The organism is Micromonospora sp. NPDC051196 (genome assembly GCF_040682415.1).
Classification (GTDB): domain Bacteria; phylum Actinomycetota; class Actinomycetes; order Mycobacteriales; family Micromonosporaceae; genus Micromonospora.
Genome location: NZ_JBFBAY010000010.1, coordinates 112,989 through 135,962 on the forward strand (window position 1 = coordinate 112,989; position 22,974 = coordinate 135,962).

The window sequence follows — 22,974 nt, forward strand, 5'->3', positions numbered from 1 at the left end:
CTCCCCGCTAGATCGGTCGCTCACCATCGGGTCCGGGGCCGTACCAGGTTCGCCCGGTCGATCAGTACGTTGTGCTCTTCGGCCCGGTGTGCCTGCTGGGCGAGCGCCCGGTACGACCTGTCCAACAGTTCCCGGACACCACGTTCGGTCGGCGGCGTGCCGAGCACCCGCCCTCGGGCCAGACCGGTGGCATTGCCGGACCGGATCAGGTCGAGTACCGCCTCGCGGATCGCCGCCGTCAGCCGGTCACGGGACTCGCCGTTTCGTTCGCCCCCGTCGAGGTGCAGCAGGGCCAGCCGGCGGACCGCCTCGTTCAGGTCGGCGACACCGGGCAGCCCGCCGGCGAGCCGGGAGGCGAGGACCCGCACCGCGGCGATCCGGGCGGCGTCGTGATGTCGGGACAGCGCCGGGACCTCGTCGAGGATGGCCACGGCCCCGGCGCGGTCGGTGGCGGTGAGCCGCAGCCGGGCCAGCCCGAACGCGGCACTGGCCTGGAACGGGTCCCGCCGCCACACCGCCGTGTAGTAACGGGTTGCCAGTACGCCGTCGCCGTCGCGTTCGGCGCAGTAGCCGAGTGCGAGTTTCGGGGCGATCTCCCCGGGGATGTCGGCGTAGACGGCGTCGAACTCGCGGCTGGCCTCACCGATCCGGTCGGCGGCGAGCGCGATCAACGCCCGGTGCCAGGTGAAGCGCCAGTCCACCTCGGCCCGTGGGCCGAGCAGCGTCGCGGCGCCGGTCAGGGCGTCAACGGCCGCGCGGGGATCGGCCAGTTCGAGATGGGCGCGGCAGCGGCGCAGCTCCACCTCCACCGACGCGTGCCGCACGGTGGTGAGCTTGTTGAGCAGGCTCTGGGCGTCCGGTGCGTCGATCGTGGCGAGTTCACCGGCCGCCGGGTCGTCCGGGTCGGGTCGCGGTACCGGCAGGCCGAGCGCCACCACCCAGGCGGTGGGGCAGCCGGTGTCCAGCCACGCACGGTCCTGCATGCCGGTCCAGGTGTGCAGCGGCGGGACCAGCCCGAGACCCGCGTCGAGCAGTCGGGCGGAGGGCTGGAACAGCGAGACTGGTTCCGGCTGCCGCTGATCCCGGGTGCCCGCCACGATTTCCCGCAACACCCCCAGAAGCTGCTCGGACATCTCCTTGGCGGTGGCGAACCGTCGAGTCCAGTCGGGGTGTGCGGCGCGGGCGACGAGCCGGCGGAACGACTCGACGCCCAGCGCGTCCCCGGCCGCGCCGGGAGTGTCCGGTGCGGGGGTGTGGTGCGTGAACAACTCGGCCAGCGTCCGACCGAGGGCGAACAGGTCGGAGCGGGCGGTCGCCCCTCGGGTCTGAAGTTCCTCCATGCCGACCAGGAAGTCGGGGGAGCCGACGAGCCCTCCGTAGCCGCCGTCCTCGCGCCGCACCCCACCGAGGTCGATCACCTTGATCCGGTCGGCGGTGCGCATCACGTTGTCCGGCTTCATGTCGGTGTAGAGGAGTCCGCGCCGGTGCAGGTAGTCCAGCGCCGCGAGGATCTCGTGACCGTAGGCGAGGATGTGGTCCAGCGGCAGTGTGACCTCCGGCTGCCGGGGATCCTTGGCGGCGCTCAGCAGCCTGCGCAGCGACATGCCGTCGAGGTAGTCCATGACGATGTAGCCGGTCGGCCCGGCCATCGGGTCGTCGTGGAGGGCGAAGTCGATGCTGCGGACGATGTTGGGATGATCCAGCGAGTTGAGGAACTGTCGTTCCTGGACCGCCGCGGCCAGGGCCTTCTCGTCGTTGGCGTGCAGCACGCCCTTGAGCGCGACCTCGATGTGGTCCTGATGGGTGTCCCGGGCCAGATAGATCCAGCCCTGGCCGCCCCGGGCGAGACAGCGGACCACTTCGTACCGGTCGGCGACGACGACACCGGGACGTAGCCCGGGCAGGAAACTGAACGGGGTACGGCAGTGCGGGCAGAACCCCTCGTCCAGGCCGGGGCGACCGCCCCGGCTGCGGCCGACCGGGTGACCCTTGGCGCAGAAACGGGCCTCCTCCGGCACCCGCAACGACTGCGTCGCCGCGTGTTCGGGGTGGAACGTCAGCACCGGCAGCGAGACGAGACTGGCCACCATCCAGCTGTCCCGGCTGTCCGCCCGGGCCACCGGCGAGCGGTCCGGCTGTCCGGTGGCGACCGGCGGGGCTGCGGGGGACAGGCCGCAGCGTTCGCAGTAGCCGGTCTCGTCGACGCTGCCGGGGCAGCCGATCGTCCGGGTGCAGGTCAACCGGCACCTCCCCGTCGCTGCTGCTCGATGCGGGTCAGGACTGCGTCGCTGAATTGGCGCACCGCCGCCTCGGCCGCCGTCAGGTCGCACGGGCCGTCGACGAGCAGGTGGTGTGCCTGCCGGTGGATCGGGCTGAGCACCGGGTCCTCGGAGAGTCGGTGGCGTACCGCCATGGCGAGGAAGCCGTCCAGCCGGCCCCGCAACTCCGACCAGCTCTCCTGCAACGCCACCAGCTGACGCCGAACCGTCTCGGCCTCGCGCAGCGCCCGGTCGGTGGCCCGCTCAGCGGACGCCAGAGCGGTCGCCAGGGAGTCGCGGTCGTGTGCGGCGGCGGCCCGCAGCGCGGTGAGCCGCATCCGCAGCCGGGTCGCCCGCGAGGGCACCGGTGGCAGGTCCGCCACCCGTGCGGCGATCTCCTGGTACGCGCGGCGGGCCGCCTGCTCGATGTCCTGGAGGGTGTCCACGCGCCGCGCGAGCAGGGTGATGCGCAGCGGGATCGACTCGCCCCGGAAGGTCAACAGTATCCGCAGGTCCCGTGCGGGTGCCTGGTCCACCATGGGCAGCACGACCGTGGACATCAACTTCTCCGGTTCGTCCGCCTTGTCAATGTTGTTGATAATCAGCGCTTGTGGTGGTGTCCCACCGTCGGCCGGCCCGTCTGTCGCGTCGACCCAGTCGGCGATCTGCTGGGACACGTCGCCGGTGCTGCGGCCCGCGGCCTCCACGGCCAGGTCGACGCTGCCAATCGGCGGCACGGCGAGTGCAGCGTCCGGGTCGTTCGTCGGGCCGCCGGGTGGGCGGAACTCCCGGCTGGCGTGCACGGCGGCCCGGCGGACCGCCGCAGCGGTGCCGGAGCTCGGATGGGCGGTCACGATGACCAGCACGTTCGCCGGAAGCCGGTGGCCGAAGAAGTCGGCGATCCGGCGGGCACTGTCTGCATCCACCGGGGTCTGGTCGGGTAGCCGGAAGTCGAGGTCGACCGAGGGCCGGCCGGAGACCCAGTCGCCGACCCGGGGCAGGTGGTGCAGGATCGTCTCGACGGGGATCATCCAGGCCAGCCCGCTGGCCGGGGCGCGACCGGCGACCGCGTCCTGACCCCCGTCGCTGTTGGCGTACGTGCTGACGACCATCCCGACGACGTGCCCGGTCACCTCGTCGAGGACCGCCGCGCCGCTGAACCCTCCGATGATCTGGGGACCGTTGGTCGACGAGTCCATCTGGACCCGTTCCCGACCTGCACCGGACGGCCCGGCGAGCCGTGCTCTGACGTAGACGCCGTGTTCCAGCGTCTCCGGGAATCCGCACACCACGACACGACGACCCCAGGGCCGTACGCGGCGCAGCGGCGCGTACGGCCCGTGCGGTAGTGGTGCCGCCAGTTCGAGCAGCGCCACGTCGCCGCGCCCGTCGCTCGGCGGCGCCCAGCAGCCGGGCACGACTCGGCCGGTCACCGTCGGGCAGCCGGGTTGGCCGACGAGGTCGACGTCGACCGGCCAACTGGGTGCGTCGTCGTGCGGATCGCCTCCACCGGCCGCGCTGACGACGTGGGCGCAGGTCAACACGTGGCGCTCGTCCAACGCCATCCCGGCGCCGAGGACCGTCCGGCGCGAATCATGAATCCGGACCGGCCACGGCGCCTTGCCATAGTCGCCCAGCACCTTGCTGAGCGTAATCGACCAGCGCCGATTCTGTTGCCCCCGCCGTGGCGGTCCCGGTCGCCTGCCGCCGGACAGTTAGCCGCTGGTCGACGGAATGCAGTAGACGTCGCCGGAGTTGGCCTCGTGCGGCAGGGCGAGCAGGTGCGTGGCCATCTCGGCGGCGCCGACCCAACCGCCGAGGGTCAGGGCTTTGGTGTCACCGAGGGCCACGTCGAAGCCGCCGAAGCCGAGTGTGGTCAGCCGGTCCAGACAGCGCAGCGCCACTGACCGTCCGATCGTGGTGAACTCGAACGACAGTGCTGGCAGCGGTCGACTCAGGCCGGCGAGCACCGCGTCCTCGAACCCCTCCACATCGATCTTGGTGAAGGCCGGTGTGCCGTGTTCGGCGATCAACGCGTCGACGGTGGTGACCGGAACCTCGATCTGACCGTCCCACACCTGGTCCTCCCAGCCGCCGGCGCCGGCTGCGGCGGCGACGAAGTCGCCGGAGGCGGTGGAGACGGTCGGGTTGGCGGAGTTGACCAGGAAGCCGATGCGACCCGGTTGCGCCCCGCAGGCCGCCGCCACCAGGGTGACCTGGTCGTCGTCGGCGTAGATGGCCCGCAGCGCCCGCAGGCACAGCGGTTGAGGTTCCACGGCGATCACCCGGGCGCCGAGGCGGCGGAAGCTGCCGATGTGGTCGCCCACATGTGAGCCGATGTCGAAGACCAGGTCACCGGGGCGTACGAAGCGGGCGTAGAAGGCGTCCATCGCCGCGTCGCGCTCCGGGTCACCGTAGTAGACCTCAAGGGAGCGGCGTAGCGAGGCGGTGGCCGGATCGGCCTTGAGTGCCTCGACTGCGGCAGAGTGGAAGTTCATCGCCGCACCTTAGCCCGTCCACACGATCAATCACGACGTTTCGTATATGACATGGTCACCCACTGTGACGTACCTCGGTCGCCCAGATGTCGGCCCACGGACGGCGCAGGCCCCGGCACAGCCAGATCGGCCCGCCGTTCTCGTCGTTGTCCACCGTCACCCGCTGGTCCACCCGGCCGGCCAGGGTCACCTCGGTGAACCACGTCCGCAGTTGGTGCGGTTGCTGCCAGCCGACGGCGATCACCACGTCGGCGTCCTCCGGTGGCCGACCGAAATCAGCCATGCTGTTGTGCCCGGAGTACGCGGCCGGCAGGCCACGCTGCGGGCCGTACCGGGCGACCGCGCCGGCCTCGCCGTAGTTGCCGGTGAGGATCACCGCCCGGGCCTGTTCGTCGGCGGGCAACCGTCGGTACACGGCGGCGAGCGAGTCGGTGAACGCCGGCCAGCCGATGGTCTCGCCGGTGTCGTAGTTGACGGCGACCACGAAGCCGGGCAGCCGGTCGACCGGCAACGTCGGCAGCAGCAGCACCGTGTTGCTGGCGGCGGTGAGCACCACGACGGCCGCCAGCACCACCTGACGTGCCCAGGTACGCGTCCACTCGACGGCCACTACCGCACCGACCGCGGTCAGCACCAGCAGCAGCGGGGCAGGGTAGTAGCCCTTGCCTCCGGCGAGCAGCACGACACCGACGACGACCAGCCACGCCCAGCCCAGTGCCCGGTAGGGGCGCCAGGCCGGGTGGCGCAGCAGCACGACGAGCCCGGTCAGCCAGATCGGCACGACGAACGGACCGATGATCAGGAACTGGAGAATGGCCGCGTCGAGCCGGCCGCTGTAGGAGCTGTCCCCGCCGGAGATGGTGGCGGCGACCCCGAGCTGAGGAAACCCGTGGGCCGCCTGCCAGGCCAGGGTCGGCGCGGCGAGCAGCGCGAAGAGCCCGGCGGCCAGGAACGTGTTGCGCTCCCGCAGCAGTCGGCGTGGCCCGGCGATCGCCAGCCCGGCGAGCAGGCCGACGGCGAGCAACGCCGGCAGCAACTTGTTGAGCATGCCGAGGCCGAGGACCGCGCCGACGGCCAACGCCCACCTGCTGTCCCCGGTGCGCAGCAGCCGTACCGTGCACAGCGCGGCGGCGAGCCAGACCACCAAGTCGACGGTGGTGGTGCTGAGCAGGTGCCCGCTGGCCAGGGTGATGCCCGACGCGCCGCCGAACAGCGCGGCGAGCGTCTGGCCGCCGCGGCCGGCACCGAACTGTCGGGCGATCGCGGCGACCATCAGCACCGCCGCACCGGCCAGCACCGCAGCGGGCGTACGCAGGGCGAGCAGGCTGTCCGGCGCGATCGTGTCGACCAGCCGGGCCAGGGCGGGCACCAGCGGCCCCTGGTCCACGTATCCCCAGTCGAGGTGGCGTCCGGCGAGCAGGAAGTACAGCTCGTCACGGTGGTAGCCGTAGCGGGGCGCCATGATCAGCAGGACGAGCGTGACCGTGGCGGCGGTCACCCACGGGCCGAGGGCCCGTGGGCCGGGGGCGGGTGGCGCCGGCCGGTGGATCTTCTCGACGCTGGCCGGAGGCGCCGTCGGCCTTGTCATGCTGCCCATTGTCGGTCAGATCGACCATTCGTGGGGTACCCCGGTCCGTGATCGGGCAACGATCCCGGTTCGGAACATCTTGTTAACCTCAGGGCATGACCTTCCCGTCGCCGGGTCGCCCGTCGGACTTGATGTTCCTGCTCAGTTGGGCCAGTCACGCGCTGCGCGCCGAGCACGCCTCGGGCCTGGCCGAGCTGGGCATCTCTCCCCGGGACCACTGCGTGCTGGCCCGGGCCCGGGCCGGTGGCCTCACCCAACGGCAGCTCGGTGAATTGTGCGGGGTGGACAAGACCACCATGGTGGTGACTCTGGATCACCTTGAGGCCGCGGGGCTGGCCCGCCGGATCCCGTCGCCGACCGACCGGCGGGCCCGGCTGGTGGAGGTGACCACGCAGGGGGAGCAGGTGCTCGACCAGGCCCAGGAGATCGCCGCCGAGCTCGAACATGACGTGCTCGCCGCGCTGCCGGACATCGAGCGTGAGGTGTTCCTCCGCGCCGTCCAACGGCTGGTCGACGGGCGGCTCTCCCGGGTCGGCACGTGCGGGTCGGCCGGCTCGGTCTGCTAGCGAGCCTCAGGTCGCAGTCGTCACCACCGCCCGGGTCAGGAAGTCCCGAATGTGGCCGACCGTGGTCTCCAGGTGACTTTCGAGCAGGAAGTGGCCGCCTCCGGGCACCAGCCGCAGGACCTGTGGGCCGACGAGGCCGCGCTGCGGCGGTGGGCGCACAGATTCGGTGATCCGGATGACGCGCAAGCGATAGAGTGGCTGCGTACGGCCAGAGACGTGCTTCAGGCCGCTACCCGCGGCCCGGCGTTTGCGGCGGATCTGCGGCGGATCCTCACCGGCGTCCATCAGGTGCCCGAGGTCGACTGCGCTCCTGCGGCAATGACGAGTGCCGCCTCTTCCACCTGGACCGCAGCCGCGCCAACACCGCCCGCTGGTACTCGATGAAAACCTGTAGCAACCGCTTGAAGGCCCGTCGTCACCAGGAGCGCGCCCGCTACCAGCCGACGACCTGACCGCAGGTGGTGCGACCGACTACCTCGGGGATGTTCTCACGTCAGCTTGATCTCGATTCAGATCGTCCCGTACGAGATCATCTGATACGGTCGCTGTGCAGGTACCCAACCCGAGGAGTGGCCTATGAGCAGCACCACCGCGCCTTCCGTCAGCACCAGCGCGTCCCTGCGTCGCCGGTCCCTCGGCGTTCTGGCAGCGGTCGCGGCCTGTGTCGCGATCTGGCTGCTCGGGGCGCTCGGCGGCGCCGACTACGCGGTGCGCAGCCCTGGTCAGCCCGAATTGGTCGTCAACCTCGTACCGGTCGTCGTCGTGTCCCTCGGCGCAGCCCTGCTGGGCTGGATGGCCCTGGCCCTGCTGGAGCGGTTCACCGGGCAGCGGGCCACCACCATCTGGTTCAGCCTCGTGATGGCGGCGACCCTGCTGTCGTTCGCGCCGCTGCTTCAGGTCGACGCCACCCCTGGCGCCAAGATCGCCCTGGGTGCGATGCACCTGGCGGTGCCGGCCGTCCTGGTCGCCCAGCTACCTGAACACGATCACTGAACGCTCGACTTGACGACGACCGGCGAGCGCGCTAAATAACTAGGTGAAGTTGAGTCGATTGGGCTCAACTCCCAGGAACCTTCGGCCAGAGGAACCGAGGAGGCACGACATGCTGATGCGCACCGACCCGTTCCGGGAGATCGACCGGATCGCCGAGCAGTTCTTCGGCACCACCAACCGTCCGGCCGTCATGCACATGGACGCCTATCGCGACGGTGACTACTTCTACGCCGCGTTCGACCTGCCCGGCGTCGACCCGGAGAGCATCGACTGCACCGTGCAGCGCAACGTGCTGACCGTCCGCGCCGAGCGTCGCCGACCCAGCGGCGACAGTGTCGAACTCGTCGCCGCCGAGCGCCCGATGGGTGTGTTCCACCGTCAACTCTTCCTCGGCGACACTCTCGACACCGACAAGCTCGAAGCCGGTTACGAGAACGGCGTGCTGACGCTACGCATCCCGGTGGCCGAGCGGGCCAAGCCCCGCAAGGTGGCCATCAGCGCGACCGGCAACGGCCGCAAGCAGATCAACGCCTGAAACACGCGATGGGCGGCGGCGGGGCCGGCCCCGCCGCCGCCCATCGCGCGCACCACGACAGACCGGGCCGCCCGACGGACTGCTGATCATGTTCCGGCGCGCCTGATCGTGAACCGACGCCCCGGCTGAGAACCTTTTTCGCATGGCCGTGCACAACACTCCGGTACTGTTCCGCCCGCCGGATCATCCCGCCCTGCCCGGCGGTCCGATCGCCGTCACCGAGGCGTGGCTACGCAACCGGCGGCTCAGTGAGCACACCCGCGACGCCTACCGGCGCGACGTCGCCAACTGGCTCGCCTGGTGCACCGACCGCCACCTGGACCCGCTGCGGGTGAACTTCCTGCACGTCAACGAGTACGCGCGCACATTGGAGTCGACACTTGTCCCGCGTACCGGGCGTCCACTGACCCCGGCGACCGTGGCCCGCCGACTGTCCGCCCTGTCCAGCTGGTACGACTTCCTGGTCAAGTTGCGGGCCGTCGACACCAACCCGGTCGCCGACGCCGACCGGCCCCGGGTCGACCGCGACCACTCCGCCACCGTCGGGCTCACCCCCGACGAGGTCGACGCGCTGCTCACCGCCGCCGACGCCGAAACCGGACCGACCGCAGCCCGCAACCGGGCCGCCATCGCCCTGCTGGCCGACCTCGGTCTGCGGGTCGGGGAACTGGTCGCACTGGACATCACCGACCTCGGTGCCGAGCGGGGACACCGCAGCGTCCGCTTCATCGGCAAGGGTGGCAAGGCCCGCCGTCGGGCGCTGACCCCCTCCACCGCCCACGCCGTCGACACGTACCTGGCCGAACGCGCCGCCGCCCACGGCGTGGAGGTAGGCCAACTCACCGGTCCGCTGCTGGTCACCGCCAACGGCGCCCGCCTGGACCGGCACTCGGTGTTCCGGCTGGTCCGCCGCCTCGCCCGCAGCGCCCAGATACCGGCGTGGGCGCACCTGTCACCCCACTCGCTGCGCCACGCCTTCGCCACCACCGCCCGCGCCGAGGGCGTACCACTGGAAGACGTGCAGGACGCGATGGGCCACGCCGACCCACGCACCACCCGCCGCTACGACCGCGACCGGCACAACCTCGACCGGGACCCCGCGTACGTCATCTGGGCCGCCCGCGCCCGCCGCCGCAGCTGACCCCGCCGGCAGCGCCCACACCATCGTCGGCAGCGGCTTTCCGCCCGCCGTGGCGGCCGATTCTCTACCGTCTGATGGTGTGGGCGCTGCACAACAGTGGAGCAGACCGGCCCGGCAACGCCACCCGATGCGGGCTGGGCTCACCTTCGCCGGGATCGGGATGGCTCTGTGCTGTGTCGGCGTCGCCGGCCTGGGCGCCTGGAACGTCCAGGTCGTCACCCAGGCCGCCGGCCCGGTCCGGGAAACCGCCGAAGGGTTCCTGCGGCAGGTCACCGCAGGCGACACCGCCGGCGCGTACGAGCGACTGTGCACCGACGCACGCGGACGGTGGAGCGAACTCGGCTTCACCAGTTGGGTACGCACCCCACCGGTGGTGCGCGACTACGAGATCGTCGACGTGTCGGTGGCCACCCGCGCAGGCCGGCCGTACGGCACCGTCGCCGTACGGCTGACCCGCGACAGCGGCAGCACCGAACAACGTGACCTGTCGGTGGTGCGCGAAGACGCCGGCTGGCGGGTCTGCGGCGACCCGTACTGACCGCTACACGCCGACCGGCTCCGACGACTCGACCAACCGGCCGTCGCGCAGCACCAGCACCCGATCGGCCAACTCCATCAGCGTCGGATCGTGGGTGGCCACCAGCGCGGTCATCCCACGCGCGTGCACCAACGCCCGCAGCAGATCCATCACCGCCCGCCCGGTTTCCGAATCCAGCTGACCGGTCGGCTCGTCGGCGATCAGCAACGCCGGATCGTTGGCCAACGCCCGCGCGATCGCCACCCGCTGCTGCTGCCCGCCGGACATCTCGTACGGCCGCTGCGCGGCATGACCACCCAACCCGACCAGTTCCAACAGCACCGACACCCGTTCCTCGCGCTGCGCCGCCGGCACCTTCGCCAACCGCATCGGCACCCCGACGTTCTCCGCCGCCGACAGGATCGGGATCAGCCCGAACGACTGGAACACGAAACCGATGTCGTCGCGCCGCAGCCGCAGCAGGTCCCGCTCGTCGGATGCGGTCACCTCCTGACCGGCCACCCACACCCGCCCTGCGGTGGGCCGGTCCAGACCACCGATCAGGTTCAGCAGGGTGGTCTTGCCCGCACCCGAGCGTCCCCGCACCGCGACCAGTTCACCGCGCCCGGCCCGCAGCGACACGTCCCGCAGCGCGTGCACCATCCGCTCACCGCTGCCGTAGTCGCGGCACAGGCCCTGCACCCGGACCAGATCCTCACTCACGCCGTCACCTCATCTGGCTGGCCGCCGGCCGGAGCCCGTCCGGCACCGCGTCGATGGTTCGTTCTCACGCCGAATCCCTCTGCTCGCCGGAGCGGACCTGCACGTGATCCGGCTCCAGGGTCAGCTTCACCCGGTCCCGCAACGCCAACGCGTCGACGAAACCGGCGGGCAACTGCATTCGCCCGGCCCGGTCCAGCACCGCGTACTCCTCGGTGACCAGTTCCTCGACGCCGTCGGCGCCGACACGAGCCCTGCGGTGCACCTCCGAGGCGGTCCGACCGTCCCGGATCGCGACGGTCCGCCGCACCTGCGAGGCCACCTGCGGATCATGGGTGACCACCACGACGGTGACACCCAGCTCGGCGTTGATGGCCCGCAACGCACCGAACACCTCCGCGGCCGTGGCCTCGTCCAGCTCGCCGGTCGGCTCGTCGGCGAAGAGCACCTCCGGGTCGTTGGCCACCGCCACCGCCACCGCACAACGCTGCTGCTCGCCACCGCTCATCTGCCCCGGCCGGCGATCCGCGCAGTACCCGACCCCGACCATCTCCAGCAGTTCCGTCGCCCGCCGCCGGCCGGCCCGACCACCCCGGCCCGCCAGCCGCATCGGCAACTCGACGTTCTCCCGGGCGGTCAGATAGGGCAGCAGGTTACGTCCGGTCTGCTGCCAGACGAAGCCGACCGTGTGCCGCCGATACCGCAACCGCTTGCGCGCCGACATCGTCAACAGGTCGTAGCCGGCCACCCGGGCGATCCCCGCAGTCGGGGTGTCCAACCCGGACAGGATGTTGAGCACCGTGGACTTGCCGGAACCCGAAGCCCCCACGATGGCCACCAGCTCACCCCGGTCGACGACCAGATCGAGGCCCTGCAACGCGACGACCTCCACGCCCTCGGTGGTGAAGATGCGCACCAGCCCGTCGCAGACGATGTGCCCACGCAACCGGTCGGCGCCGCCGGCGCGGGCGGCGGCGCGTTGCGCCGCCCGCTGTTGCAACGTCGCGAGATCCGGTACGTCGTTGACCACGGTCATGCGTTCTCCTCTCCGAGACGCAGCGCCTCGCCGAGGCGCATCCGTCGGTTCACCAGGTTCTCCACCAGCAGGCCGGCCAGCAGACCGAGCAACACCAGCGCCAGCACCCCGCCCACGACCAGCGGGTCCAGGTGGTCGCGCATCGGCACGCCGGGCGCGAACTGGGACAACCCCAGGGTCGAGCCGAGTAGCCGGGGCAGGGCTATCCCCACCGCCGCACCGGCCAGGGCCGCCACCACCACCAGCGGCACCAGCTCGTACACCAGCAGCCGGCGGCCGTGGGCGGCGGACAGGCCCATCGTGCGTAGCCGGGACAGCATCCGGCCCCTGCCGGAGGCGTCGGCGACCACCGCGAACCCGACGGCGAGTACGGCCAGCGCCGCGCCCCCGGCCGCGCCCGCGGTGAACGCCAGGGTCAGTACCTCGTTTGCCCCGGTACGCTCCAGCCCATCCCGGTACGCCCGCCGGGTCTCCAGCGCCGCCGGCAGCTGCGTCCTGGTCACCTCTCTGCCGAGTACCGCGGACTGGCGTCGGCGTTGCGTGGCGTCGGCGACCTCCAGCAGCTTCGCCTCGTCGATGCCGTCGCCGGCGATCAGATACCGGTTGGGGATGATCGGCGTCAACTCGTACTCGGGCAGCGCCTGCCACGGCAGCACCACGAACCGGTCGACCCCCAACCCCACACCGGGGAAGTCGTCGGCGACCGCGGCGACGCGGAACTCGTACAGCCGGCTCTGCACGTCGGCCACCGCGCCGTCGCCGAGCTCCACCGCCAACGTCGACGAGACCACCGCAGGCACCGGCCCGTCACCACGGGCGGCGGAACGCAACGCGGCGGGCACGTCGACGTCGACCCCGCTGCGGGCCACCACGTCGGCGAACGCCGGGGCGTCCACCACCAGCACCCGCGCCTGCCCGAGCACCTTCGCCTGCGGCCCCAGCTCCGACAGCAGCCGCCGGCTGGACTCCACCGACACCCGGGCCACCGCCTGCACCCCGGGCACCCGGATCAGCTCGTCGCCCGCGTCCGGGGAGAACGCCCATCCGGTCAACCAGGCATCGCCCGGCACCGTCAACGTCGCGGCCCGGTCCCGGGCGGCGGCCACGGTGGTCGTGACGACCCCACCGAACACGCCGGTGCTGACGGCGACGATCAGCACCGCCAGCGGCCCCAGCGCCACCGGCGCACCCCGTCCGGCCCGAGCGACGCCGAGGAACAACAGTGCACCACGGGCCCGCCCGGCCAACCGACCGACCAGTCGCAGCGGCCACGGCAGCAGCCGGATCGCCACCAGCGCGGCGGCGACCGCGACCAGCACCGGCACCGAGCTGAGGTACGGGTCGACACCACCGGCGGCATCGAGACCACGGCGGCGCAGCAGCACCACGCCCAGGCCGGCGAGCACCAGGACACTGGCCTCCAGCGTCAACCGGCGTGCCGAGGGGCGCTGCCGAACCAGATCGACCCGCCCGGTTGCCGACCCGACCCGCCGCTGGGAGAGCATGGCCAGCACCGGCAGCACGGCGGTGGTGAGCACCGCCAACAGCAGCACCGCCCACAGCGCGCCGTCCGACCGGCCCGGCACCCGGGTGGCGATCAGCCAACCGATCAGCACCGCGACGGGTTGCACCGGGGCCGCCTCGACGAGGGTTCGCCGGCCGATCGCGGCCAGCGAGGCCCCCCGCGCCCGTAGCAACGCCAACTCGTCGCGGCGGCGTTGCACCGTCAGGCGGGCGGCCAGCAGGATCAGCCCGAGCAGGCTGGCCACCAGACCGGTCTGCGCGATCGCCAGCAGAGCCTGCACCGCGTGCAGCTGTTCGGCGAACCGGACCAGGGCCATGTCCAGCGACGTGTGCACCGTCGAATCGGGCAGCCACTCGGTGCGCCGGGTCTCGTTCACCGCGGCGACCACCGCCTCCAGCGTGGCGGCGTCCAGCCGCCGCTCGTCGAGGCGGTACCGCCACTCGTAGGTGGGTGACGCGCCGCTGCCGGCGACCACAGCGTCGATCCCGGCCAGATCGGTGACCGCCATCGCGAGATAGGGCTCACCGTCGGCGACCGGCACCACCGGATTCAAGGCCAACATCAGGTCGTCCCAGACCGGATCGCCGGCATCACGTGCAGTGAACACGCCGACCACCTGCGCCGGTGCCTGCCTCAACCCGCCGGGGCCGGCGAAGCGCAGTCGACTGCCCGGACGCAGCGACAGGATCTCGGCCACCGCCGTGGACACCGCCACCTCGGCGGAACGACCCACCTCGGTACGCGGCCAACGGCCGGCGGTAAGGACAGCCGCCTCCTGCACCCCGGTCTGCGCCCGCAGCCCCACCTTCTTCAGCGCTCCACCATCCATCGGCGGATCGTCACCGGTGGCGGTCAGCGTCTCCTCGTCCAGCCCGGCGGCGTACCACCGGCGGTCCACCAGCGCCGGCAACGGCTGCGGCAACGCCTCGGCGAACCGGTCGAGGTCGGCCTCACCCGCCGTGACCCGCTGCTCGGGTCGCGCATCGGGCTGCTGCTCGACGGCAAGTGACACGTCGCGGACAAGGTGCGGCAGCCGCGCCACGTCGGCGTGCAGACTCCGGTCGGCGTACCCGTTGGCCAGCCGGGGCACCGCGGTCACCAGCAGCGCCGCCACCAACCCCAACGCCGCCAGCAGACCCAGATGGGCGCCGTACGCCCTGATCCGCCTCACCATCACCGGTCTCGCCTTGCGTTCGCGACTGCGGGGCTCGCAAGCTCACTCCTCGCGCTCACCGGTCCTCCCCGATGCGCAGCTGCGTGGCGGTCAACCGGCGCCGCATGGTCATCGACACCGCCGCGCTGAACGTCAGTGCCAGCAGCAACAGGCCCACGCCGGTGGCCACCACCGGCGGCCAGTCGACGCTCAACAACGGTGGTGGATGGGGTCGGTTGGCGGACGGGGTGAGGATGACCAACGGTGCCATCGTCGCGGCGACACCGATCCCGACGGCCAACCCGACCAGCACACCCACCCCGGCCAGGAATGCCTGCTCGGCCAGCAGCGACCTGGCCACCAGTCGGTGCCCCGCGCCGAGGGTGTGCAGCACGGCCAGCTCGGTGGCCCGTCGGCGGGCGGTGGCGCTGACGTCCACGGCCACCCCGACGGCGGCCAGCAGCACCGCGGCCAGGGCGGCGGCGAACAGGGCCCCGCGGGCGCCGACCCCGAACGGGTCACGGGCCAACTCGGCGGCGACCTTCTCCCGGTCCAGCACGGTCAGGCCGCCGAGCGCGGCGACCGCGCCCGCCGTCTGCTCCGCCTGGCCGGGGCGGGTGGCCAGCCACCACTCCTCCGGCGGGCGGACGATGCCATGGTCGTGGAAGATCCGGGTGTTCAGCGACGGCAGGTCGACCAGCAGGGCGGCGGCGTCGGCCTCGCCGGGCGCTGCGGTCATGGTGTCGACCAGGGTGATGTCGACGTCGGCGCCACCGAGGAACAGCCGTGTCTGCGTGCCGACGTCGCGCCCCAGTGCGGCGAGGGCCTGCGGGGTGGCCACCGCCGGGACCAGACCGCCGGTCACCGGCCGGGAGATGCCCAGCCGCAACGTCTTACCTCGGGCGTAGAAGTCCGGCGTGTCGCTGCCCAGGTACCTGACCGTCAGGGTGCTTGCGGTGGCCTTCGGGGTGGCCACCGGACCGGACCGGTCGACCATCCGCCACATCCCGTCGACCGCCAGGTCGACCGGGTCGCCGGGGGAGTTGTCCGGGCCGGCCCGCAGGTCGGACAGCGTCCAGTCGATGGTGATCCGGTTGCTGCCGGTGGTCTCGACGGTGAAGCCGGCCAGCCGCCAGGGATTGTCCCCGGCCGGCAGTTCGACGGAGAAGGGCAGCCGCTCACCGTTGCCGGTGACGCCGAGCAGCAACCGTCGGTAGCCGTCCCCGGACCCGGCGAGCACCACATGGTGGCGTACCGGAGCGACGACACCGAACGGGTGGTCGATCTTGGTCAGTAGTTGCCCGGTCAGCCGGCGGGTACCCGCCGGCAGCGGGGTTTCCGGCGCCGTCACCCGCCCGGCGGCGAGGCTGTCGAACAGCTTGTCGGGGGAGTCGCCGGCCAGGTCGGGACGGATCCGCACCACATCGCCGGCGGACTCGGCGTCCCAGGCCAGCACGGTGACCGGCGCAAGGTCCGGCCCGGCGCGCAGGCGGTCCCGCCAGCCCGCCAGGACCGCCGGCGCGCCCGGCAGGTCGGCGAGTTGATCGGCCCGTCCGTCGGGTGCGGATCCGTTGACCTCGGTCAGTCTCAGGTCGGCGCCGACCTGATGGGCGGCCTGGTCGTCGAGGGACCGTCGGGACGTGCTGGCCAGCGACCAGGCGAGGGTGCCGACCGCGACGGCGAGGGCCAGTAGCAGCACCGGACCGGCGTGTGGTCGTCGACCGGCCTGCCAGGTGCCGAGCATGGTGGCGGTCCACGGTCTGCGGTCCACCCAGCGTTCCACGAGTCGGACCAGTGGGGGCAGCAGCCGCAGGGCGAGCACCGCCCCGGCCAGCACCCCGAGCGTGGGTGCGGCGGCCAGCAGCGGGTCGATGCCCAGTTCGCCGCCACGGGTGCGGGACAGCGGTGAGGAGTACCGGCTCAGCTGATACCAGGCCAGCAGGGCCAGACCGACCAGCACCACGTCCAACCCGGCCCGCTGCACCATGCCGCGGCGGCTCGGCCGGGAGCGGCTGGCCAGGTCGGCGACGTAGCTGCCGCCCTGACGCAGGCTCGGCCCGATCATCGCCAGCGCGCACCCGGCGGCCGCCGCCCCGGCGACCAACCAGAGCATCGAATCGGGTGACACGTCCGGGCGCAGCGACACCGCGGCGAGCCCGGGTAGCCGCCCGGCGATGCCGAGCAGTTCGGCGACGAGCAGCGGGGCCAGGGCCGCGGCGGGCAGGACGATCAGGGTGGCTTCCCGGGCGGTCAACCCGGCCAGTTGCCGGCGGCTGGCGCCCCGGGCGCGCAGCAGCGCGGTCTCGCCACGGCGATGCTCGGTGAGCAGGACGGCGACGAGCAGCAGCGCGTACCCGCCGAGCACCACCACCAGCAGCATCGGGGTGACCAGCGCGGATCGGCCGACCAGGGTGGCCTGCTGCAACCGGGGCACCAGGACGGCGAGGTCGCTGATGGCCACCGCGGAGTCACCGAGGCCGGCTGCCGCCGTGGTGGTGGTGACGATCCGGTTGGCCACCTGCGCGAGCCGGTCCAGCTCGCTGGACGTTGCGACGGTGGAAAGGTCCGGCTCGACCAGCCAGCCGGCGGAGGCGTTGGCCAGGAAGTGGGTGACGAAGTCGTCGCGGTGCACGATCATCGGGCCGTAGGTGGCCGCCTGCGGCACCGCACCGGTCGCGGTCTCCGGTGCGAGCCGCCAGTACGCGGCGTCGGGGTCCACCGGTGTGAACACCCCCACCACGGTCACCTCGGTGACCCGATCGGTGAGCCCGTCGGTGATCGGGATGCGGTCGCCGACACCCACCCGCAGCGTCGCCGCGGCCGCCGCCGCCAGCACGGTCTGCGGGCGGGCCGCGTCGGCCTGCGGCCAGGCGCCGGCGGTGAGCTGGGCGTGCGCCGGCAGGTCGTCGAGGAACATCACCGAGGCGTAGATGCTGCCGGTACGGTCGGCGACGGCGTCACCGGCGTCGCCGCGCAACTGCCGGCCGGCCGCGTACCCGGCGGAGGTGACCTGTGCGGTCAACCCGTCCAGGTCGGTGCGTACCTGTTCACGTAGGGCGGTGTCGCGTTCTCCCAGGGCTGCGGCGGTGCGCCCGGCCGAGGACCGGATCAGCACCGATCGTTCCTGCGCGGTGGCCGAGGCGAGCACGTTGCGGGTGCCCGAGTCGACCACGTCCCGGTTGTACGCGGCCAGTCCGGTGAGGGCGACGGTAGCCACCAGTGCCGCCCCGGCTGCGGCCAGCAGCAGCCCTTTCGTACCTCGGGCACGCCGCAACGCGAACCTCATACGACCTGTCCCCCCACCGGTTCGCGGACCGTTCGCGGCCCCTGGTCACTGTTGTCATGCACCAGAAGGGGCGGGACCCCGGGAAAGGTTCGCAGCAGTGATCGTTTCGTTATCCGTGGCGGCGGAACCGGTGACGGTGGGTGCGGTCCTCAGGAGACGGCGGCGGCGCGGGGACCCAGGTCGCCGCTGCGGTGGTGGCGCCGGCAGAGCACCTGGTAGCGCACCTCAGCGGTGTCGACGGTGTCACCGATGACGACCTGCTCGCCTTCGCGGACCACCCGTCCGCCGGCGACCCGGGCGTTGAGCAGCCCTTCACGGCCACACCAGCAGAGCACCTCGACCTGGATACGGGCCACCGTGTCGGCCAGTTCGAACAGCCGCTGGGCGGCGGGGAACAGGCAGGACCGGAAGTCGGTGGCCAGGCCGAAGGCGTACACGTCGACGTCGTAGCTGTCGACGAGTTCGGCCATCTGCTCCACGTGCTGCACCGAGTAGAAACTGGCCTCGTCGCAGATCAGGTAGTCCACCCGCACCCCGTCGGCCCAGGCGTCGCGGACCAGGGCACGCAGGTCCACCTCGTCGGTGATCTCGATGGCCTCGTGGGCCAGTCCGATGCGGGTGGTGACCTGCGGGCCCAGGGAACGGTCGATGCGCGTGGTGACCAGCCCACGTCGGCCCTGCCGGGCGTGGTTGTAGTTCATCTGCAGGGCCATGGTGGACTTGCCGCAGTCCATCGGCCCCCAGTAGAACCGCAGCGCGGCGGCGTGCGCCGGCCGCCCGTCGACGCCACGGGCGGCGACACACCCGGCCGGGGTGTCGCTCGACCCGTCCAGCGCGGGTCGGGACAGACAGGTCGGTACGGCGTCCGCGGGGCTCGTCACGGACGGGCAGCCTAGCCGATCGGCGACGACCGGCCGATCACCACCGGTGCTGCGGTGTGCCTCAGAGCACCCGCGGTGGGGTGTTGCCGGCAGCGACGATCGCCCGGCGCATCGGCACCGCCAGCAGCAGCGCGAACCCGACCACGAAGAAGATCAGCAGGGAGACCAGACCCACCCGGTAGGAGTTGGTCAGCTGGAACACCAGGCCGAAGGCCAGCGGGCCGAGCCAACTGGTGCCCTTGTCGCTGATCTCGTAGAAGCCGTAGTACTCGCCTTCCTTACCGGCCGGGATCAGCTGACTGAACAGCGACCGGCTCAACGCCTGGCTGCCGCCGAGCACCAGGCCGATGGCGGCGCCGAGCAGCATGAACGGCAGCGGCGCCTCGGCCGGCAACCGGAACGCCCCGATGATCACCGCGGTCCACAGCACCAGGCTCAGCAGCACCGTCTTCCAGGCACCGATGCGCCCGGCCAACGCACCGAGGCCCAACGCGCCACCGAAGGCCAGGAACTGCACCAGCAGAATCGTCACGATCAGGGTGCTCTGGTCCAGCCGCAACTCCTCGGTGCCGTACTGACTGGCCAGGGTGATGACGGTCTGGATGCCGTCGTTGTAGACCAGGAACGCCAACAGGAAGAACAACGTCAGCGGGTACGCCTTGACCTCCCGCAGGGTACGGCCGAGCTGCCGGAACCCATCGGTGAGCACGTTGCCTCGGCCACCGGCGGCCAACGCCGCGGCGGTGGGGTGCTCCCGCAGCCAGCGCAGCGGCACCAGGGTGAACGCCGCCCACCACAGCCCGGCCGAGACGATCGACCAGCGGGCCAGGTCCAGGGTCCGCTCGGCGGTGCCGTTGTCGAACGACTGCACCGCGACCAGGTTCAACGCCAGCAGCAGACCACCACCGAGGTAACCCAGCGCCCAACCCCGACTGGAGATGCCGTCGCGCTCGTCCGGGCCACCCAACTGCGGTAGGAACGAGTTGTACACCACGATGGCCGCACCGAAGGCGATGTTGGCGACCATGAACAGCACGCCGCCGAGCAGGTACCGGTCCCCGGTCACGAAGATCATGCCGATGGTGGCGAAGGCGCCGGTGAACGCGGTGGCGGCCAGCAGCCGCTTCTTGTGCAACGACCGGTCGGCGATCGCCCCGATCACCGGCAGCACGAAGACGGTCAGCAGCACCGACAGTGAGATCAGGTACGGGTAGTAGGACCCGGCGGCGACCTTGATGCCCAGCGGGTAGACGTACCCGGTGCAGTCGTCGGCACCCAGCTCGCACCCGGCGGCGACCTTGGCCACGCTGGTCAGGAACGGCCCGAGGAACACCGTGATGACGGTGGTCTGGAAGGCCGAGTTGGCCCAGTCGTAGAAGTACCAGCCGGTACGTTCGCGGCGGGTGCTGATCGCAGGTGAGTTGTCGTCCTGCGCGGCGGGGGTCACCGTCTCGGCCATGTGGGGTCCCTTGCCCTGGTGCTCAGGCGGCCCAGTGGCCGCGGCTGCGGTAGACGTCGCGCAGCACGCCGACGTGGTCGGTCATGATGCCATCAACACCAAGATCAAGTAACTCGTGCATCTCGGCAGGTTCGTCGATCGTCCAGACATGCACCTGCAACCCCAGCCGGTGCGCCGTACGCAGAAACCGGCGGTCGGCCACCGGCAGCCGGCCGTAACGCACCGGCACCTGCGCGGCCACCACCGACGGCGGCAGCCGCAGCCGCCGCCCGGTCAGCGAGGCCCAACGCAGCCGCGCCACCCCCCGAACCCCGAGGCTGGTCGCCACCCGCTCACCGGTCAACGCCCGCAACCTGCTCAGCCGGGCGTCACTGAACGAGGCGAGCAGCACCCGGTCACCGGCACCGGCCCGAGCCACGGTGGCCACCGTCGGCACCACCGCCCGGTCGGACTTGACGTCGATGTTGAACCGCACCTGCGGCCACGCGTCGAGCACCTCGTCGAGGCGGGGCACCACCGCGGCCCCACCGACCCGCACCGAGGCCAGGTCGGCCCAGCGCAACTCGGCCACCCGACCGGGCTGACCGGTGACCCGCCGCAGGGTGTCGTCGTGGAACACCACGGCCACCCCGTCGGCGGTGGCGTGCACGTCGGTCTCCACGTACCGGTAGCCGAGCTCGATCGCACGGGCGAACGCCGCCGTGGTGTTCTCGTCGCCGTCGGCGGCACCGCCACGGTGCGCGAACGCCAGCGGAGTCGGGCCGTCGAGATAGCGGGAACCGGGTGGCACGCAGCGCAGTATGCCGGGCCCCGGTGACCTGCCGGTGACCGGGACGTGGCGAACCACCCGCCCGGTCGCCCGCACACCGATCACCGCCGGGCCGCTGTACTATCCACGTCCCATGACCGACCAGCAGGCCCGCACCGTCACCGACATCCGCACCCACCGGCTGATCTACGGGTGCATGGGGCTGGGCGGGGGATGGGACCACCAGCCCTACGGCGCGCCGGAGATCGACGCCGCCGAGGCCGCCATCGCCGCCGCCCTGGAGATCGGCATCACCGCCTTCGACCACGCCGACATCTACCGCCAGGGCAAGTCCGAAGCCGTCTTCGGTGAGGTGCTGTCCCGTACTCCGGGTCTACGCGCCCGCATCCTGCTACAGACCAAGTGCGGCATCCACCTGCCCTCCGACACCCGGCCGGGCTACTACGACCTGCGTGGCACCCACATCCGGCACAGCGTCGAGCAGAGCCTGACCCGGTTGCGTACCGACGTGATCGACGTGTTGCTGCTGCACCGGCCGGACCCGCTGGCCGACCCCGAGGACGTCGCCGAGGCGTTGACCGCGCTGCACCGGCAGGGCCTGGTCCGACACTTCGGCGTGTCGAACATGGCCGCCGCCCAGATCGCCTACCTGCAGGCACACCTGGACCTGCCCCTGGTGGTCAACCAGTTGCAGATGAGCCTGGCCGACCGTGACTGGTTGGAGGCCGGCGTCCTGGTCAACACCAGCCCCGCCGCCGAACTCGGTTTCCCCCTCGGCACCGTCGAACACTGCCGGCTCAACCGGATCGGGGTGCAGGCCTGGGGGCCGCTGGCCCGCGGCCGCCTCACCGGCGCCGCGCAGACCCCGGCGCAGCAGGCCACGGCCGAGCACGTCGCCGCCCTGGCGGACCAGCACGGCACCACGCCGGAGACGATCCTGCTGTGGTGGCTGCAACGGCACCCGGCCCGGATCGTGCCGGTGATCGGCACCGCCCGCCCGGAACGCATCCGCGCCTGCGCCGACACGGTACGCCGCGAACCCGAACTCACCCACGAGCAGTGGTACGAGTTGTGGCTCACCGCCCGCGGCGAGGCCCTGCCCTGACGACCACCGCCGTACGGGCGCGCTGACAACCTGCGACAGGCGCGGCCGGTCAGCCGGCCGTGCGCCGCCGATGGTGCGCGCGGCTGGTGTCGACCGGCCGCCCGGGGTCGACGTGCCGGGGCCGATCGGGTTCGTCCGGGCGCAGCGGGGCGAGGGTGTCGGTGAGGGCGTCGATGATCCGGTCGGTGGCCAGCCGGGCCACGCCGGGACTGCCGGGGGTCAGGTCGGCCAGTGGCACCGGTTCACCGAAGTGCACCCGCACCGTCGGGCGACGCAGCAGCGCACGGGTCACGCCACCGAGCAGCCCCTTGGGCGCCTGGTAGGGCAGGACCTCGTGGCTGCCCCACTGGGCGACCGGGATGACCGGGGCACCGCAGGCCAGGGCGAGCCGGGCGGTGCCGGTCTTGCCGCGTTCGGGCCACAGACCCGGGTCCAGGCCGATGCGTCCCTCCGGGTAGACCAGGACCGCCGCACCCTCGGCGGCGGCCGCGGCGGCGTCGTCCAGGGCCCGGTGCACACCGCTGGTACCCCGATCGACCCGGATGTGCCCGGCGGCGCGCATGGCGGCGCCGATCACCGGTACCCGGAACAGCCCACCGGTGGCCATGATCCGGGGCGCGATCCGACGCTGCCGACAGGCGGCGGTGAGCACGATCGGGTCGAACGGGCTGATGTGGTTGGCGGCCAGGATCAGCGGTCCACCGCGCAGCGGCGCGGGGATGTCGCCGGTGACCTCCAGCCGGGCCAGCAACGCGACCACGACACGGGCGAGCGCCTGCGCGGCACGCCAGATCAGCGGCGGTTGCCAGGGGGAGCGGGCAAGGTCCATCAGCGGGATGGTCGCACGCCCGTACCCGCCGCCCTGGACCGGGGCGGTCCGAGGTCATCGCCGTGGGGGGGGCCCCCGCGGGGGGGCCCCCCCGCCCCCCCCGGGGGGGGGGCGC

20 protein-coding genes are annotated in these 22,974 nt (G+C 72.1%); 7 read left to right on the plus strand and 13 right to left on the minus strand.

Going from position 1 to position 22,974, the window contains the following annotated elements; all coding sequences use genetic code 11:
• Nucleotides 1–20 precede the first annotated feature (20 nt).
• The 4 genes from AB0M35_RS19935 to AB0M35_RS19950 form a co-directional block, all read right to left on the minus strand.
• Nucleotides 21–2,240 carry a tetratricopeptide repeat protein gene (locus AB0M35_RS19935; RefSeq protein WP_363747036.1) on the minus strand — a complete coding sequence of 740 codons (2,220 nt, stop codon included), beginning with the start codon at nt 2,238–2,240 and terminating at the stop codon, nt 21–23.
• Nucleotides 2,237–3,898 carry a serine protease gene (locus AB0M35_RS19940; protein ID WP_363747037.1) on the minus strand — a complete coding sequence of 554 codons (1,662 nt, stop codon included), beginning with the start codon at nt 3,896–3,898 and terminating at the stop codon, nt 2,237–2,239. Before AB0M35_RS19940 ends, AB0M35_RS19935 begins: the two co-directional genes overlap by 4 nt.
• Before the next feature lie 75 nt (nt 3,899–3,973).
• Complete coding sequence (locus AB0M35_RS19945) at nt 3,974–4,756, minus strand: FkbM family methyltransferase (protein WP_363747038.1); 783 nt, start codon at nt 4,754–4,756, stop codon at nt 3,974–3,976.
• Nucleotides 4,757–4,811: 55 nt separating this feature from the next.
• Nucleotides 4,812–6,344 (minus strand): glycosyltransferase family 39 protein, encoded by a 1,533-nt coding sequence (locus AB0M35_RS19950; protein ID WP_363747039.1) that lies wholly within the window; start codon nt 6,342–6,344, stop codon nt 4,812–4,814.
• A gap of 95 nt (nt 6,345–6,439) precedes the next feature.
• On the opposite strand from AB0M35_RS19950, the gene AB0M35_RS19955 reads away from it, so the two are divergent.
• Nucleotides 6,440–6,910 (plus strand): MarR family transcriptional regulator, encoded by a 471-nt coding sequence (locus tag AB0M35_RS19955; RefSeq protein WP_363747040.1) that lies wholly within the window; start codon nt 6,440–6,442, stop codon nt 6,908–6,910.
• A 6-nt stretch (nt 6,911–6,916) separates the two neighbouring features.
• On the opposite strand, the gene AB0M35_RS19960 is transcribed toward AB0M35_RS19955, so the two are convergent.
• Nucleotides 6,917–7,096: a hypothetical protein gene (locus AB0M35_RS19960; RefSeq protein ID WP_363747041.1), complete on the minus strand. Its 180-nt coding sequence runs from the start codon at nt 7,094–7,096 to the stop codon at nt 6,917–6,919.
• A gap of 8 nt (nt 7,097–7,104) precedes the next feature.
• On the opposite strand from AB0M35_RS19960, the gene AB0M35_RS19965 reads away from it, so the two are divergent.
• The 5 genes from AB0M35_RS19965 to AB0M35_RS19985 all read left to right on the plus strand — a co-directional run bounded on the left by AB0M35_RS19965 (nt 7,105) and on the right by AB0M35_RS19985 (nt 10,117).
• Nucleotides 7,105–7,362, plus strand: coding sequence for a CGNR zinc finger domain-containing protein (locus tag AB0M35_RS19965; protein WP_363747042.1), 258 nt, complete (start codon nt 7,105–7,107; stop codon nt 7,360–7,362).
• A 124-nt stretch (nt 7,363–7,486) separates the two neighbouring features.
• Entirely contained in the window at nt 7,487–7,903 is a 417-nt protein-coding gene (locus AB0M35_RS19970) for a DUF6069 family protein (RefSeq protein ID WP_363747043.1), read from the plus strand.
• Between the two features lie 109 nt (nt 7,904–8,012).
• Complete coding sequence (locus AB0M35_RS19975) at nt 8,013–8,438, plus strand: Hsp20/alpha crystallin family protein (protein WP_363747044.1); 426 nt, start codon at nt 8,013–8,015, stop codon at nt 8,436–8,438.
• Nucleotides 8,439–8,580: 142 nt separating this feature from the next.
• A complete protein-coding gene (locus AB0M35_RS19980; RefSeq protein WP_363747045.1) occupies nt 8,581–9,579 on the plus strand; it encodes a tyrosine-type recombinase/integrase in 999 nt (332 codons plus the stop codon).
• 127 nt (nt 9,580–9,706) lie between these two features.
• The gene (locus AB0M35_RS19985; protein ID WP_363747188.1) at nt 9,707–10,117 is read left to right on the plus strand and encodes a hypothetical protein; all 411 of its coding nucleotides are present in this window, start codon (nt 9,707–9,709) and stop codon (nt 10,115–10,117) included.
• A gap of 3 nt (nt 10,118–10,120) precedes the next feature.
• Here AB0M35_RS19985 and AB0M35_RS19990 read toward each other — a convergent pair whose 3' ends face one another.
• The 7 genes from AB0M35_RS19990 to AB0M35_RS20020 form a co-directional block, all read right to left on the minus strand.
• A complete protein-coding gene (locus AB0M35_RS19990; protein WP_363747046.1) occupies nt 10,121–10,819 on the minus strand; it encodes an ABC transporter ATP-binding protein in 699 nt (232 codons plus the stop codon).
• Nucleotides 10,820–10,883: 64 nt separating this feature from the next.
• Entirely contained in the window at nt 10,884–11,852 is a 969-nt protein-coding gene (locus AB0M35_RS19995) for an ABC transporter ATP-binding protein (protein WP_363747047.1), read from the minus strand.
• The gene (locus tag AB0M35_RS20000; protein ID WP_363747189.1) at nt 11,849–14,551 is read right to left on the minus strand and encodes an ABC transporter permease; all 2,703 of its coding nucleotides are present in this window, start codon (nt 14,549–14,551) and stop codon (nt 11,849–11,851) included. The genes AB0M35_RS19995 and AB0M35_RS20000 overlap by 4 nt, the downstream gene beginning before the upstream one ends.
• A 55-nt stretch (nt 14,552–14,606) precedes the next feature.
• Nucleotides 14,607–17,816, minus strand: a complete 3,210-nt coding sequence (locus AB0M35_RS20005; RefSeq protein ID WP_363747048.1) for an ABC transporter permease — start codon at nt 17,814–17,816, stop codon at nt 14,607–14,609.
• Nucleotides 17,817–17,965: 149 nt separating this feature from the next.
• Nucleotides 17,966–18,649, minus strand: coding sequence for a thymidine kinase (locus AB0M35_RS20010; RefSeq protein ID WP_363747190.1), 684 nt, complete (start codon nt 18,647–18,649; stop codon nt 17,966–17,968).
• Between the two features lie 109 nt (nt 18,650–18,758).
• Nucleotides 18,759–20,156, minus strand: coding sequence for an MFS transporter (locus AB0M35_RS20015; protein WP_363747049.1), 1,398 nt, complete (start codon nt 20,154–20,156; stop codon nt 18,759–18,761).
• A 22-nt stretch (nt 20,157–20,178) separates the two neighbouring features.
• Complete coding sequence (locus AB0M35_RS20020) at nt 20,179–20,946, minus strand: glycerophosphodiester phosphodiesterase (RefSeq protein WP_363747050.1); 768 nt, start codon at nt 20,944–20,946, stop codon at nt 20,179–20,181.
• Between the two features lie 112 nt (nt 20,947–21,058).
• Here AB0M35_RS20020 and AB0M35_RS20025 point away from each other — a divergent pair, with 112 nt between their 5' ends.
• On the plus strand, nt 21,059–22,030 hold the full coding sequence (locus tag AB0M35_RS20025) for an aldo/keto reductase (protein WP_363747051.1): 972 nt from the start codon (nt 21,059–21,061) through the stop codon (nt 22,028–22,030).
• A gap of 49 nt (nt 22,031–22,079) precedes the next feature.
• On the opposite strand, the gene AB0M35_RS20030 is transcribed toward AB0M35_RS20025, so the two are convergent.
• Complete coding sequence (locus AB0M35_RS20030; RefSeq protein ID WP_363747052.1) at nt 22,080–22,859, minus strand: lysophospholipid acyltransferase family protein; 780 nt, start codon at nt 22,857–22,859, stop codon at nt 22,080–22,082.
• Nucleotides 22,860–22,974: the final 115 nt, after the last annotated feature.

What these genes read in the sequence shown, in the direction of transcription:
- AB0M35_RS20030 (WP_363747052.1), bottom strand. Translation starts at nt 22,859, where the DNA reads ATGGACCTTGCCCGCTCCCCCTGGCAACCGCCGCTGATCTGGCGTGCC.
- AB0M35_RS20000 (WP_363747189.1), bottom strand. Translation starts at nt 14,551, where the DNA reads ATGGTGAGGCGGATCAGGGCGTACGGCGCCCATCTGGGTCTGCTGGCG.
- AB0M35_RS19995 (WP_363747047.1), bottom strand. Translation starts at nt 11,852, where the DNA reads ATGACCGTGGTCAACGACGTACCGGATCTCGCGACGTTGCAACAGCGG.
- AB0M35_RS19980 (WP_363747045.1), top strand. Translation starts at nt 8,581, where the DNA reads ATGGCCGTGCACAACACTCCGGTACTGTTCCGCCCGCCGGATCATCCC.
- AB0M35_RS19950 (WP_363747039.1), bottom strand. Translation starts at nt 6,344, where the DNA reads ATGACAAGGCCGACGGCGCCTCCGGCCAGCGTCGAGAAGATCCACCGG.
- AB0M35_RS19970 (WP_363747043.1), top strand. Translation starts at nt 7,487, where the DNA reads ATGAGCAGCACCACCGCGCCTTCCGTCAGCACCAGCGCGTCCCTGCGT.
- AB0M35_RS19945 (WP_363747038.1), bottom strand. Translation starts at nt 4,756, where the DNA reads ATGAACTTCCACTCTGCCGCAGTCGAGGCACTCAAGGCCGATCCGGCC.
- AB0M35_RS20005 (WP_363747048.1), bottom strand. Translation starts at nt 17,816, where the DNA reads ATGAGGTTCGCGTTGCGGCGTGCCCGAGGTACGAAAGGGCTGCTGCTG.
- AB0M35_RS20015 (WP_363747049.1), bottom strand. Translation starts at nt 20,156, where the DNA reads ATGGCCGAGACGGTGACCCCCGCCGCGCAGGACGACAACTCACCTGCG.
- AB0M35_RS19975 (WP_363747044.1), top strand. Translation starts at nt 8,013, where the DNA reads ATGCTGATGCGCACCGACCCGTTCCGGGAGATCGACCGGATCGCCGAG.
- AB0M35_RS19985 (WP_363747188.1), top strand. Translation starts at nt 9,707, where the DNA reads ATGCGGGCTGGGCTCACCTTCGCCGGGATCGGGATGGCTCTGTGCTGT.
- AB0M35_RS20025 (WP_363747051.1), top strand. Translation starts at nt 21,059, where the DNA reads ATGACCGACCAGCAGGCCCGCACCGTCACCGACATCCGCACCCACCGG.
- AB0M35_RS19955 (WP_363747040.1), top strand. Translation starts at nt 6,440, where the DNA reads ATGACCTTCCCGTCGCCGGGTCGCCCGTCGGACTTGATGTTCCTGCTC.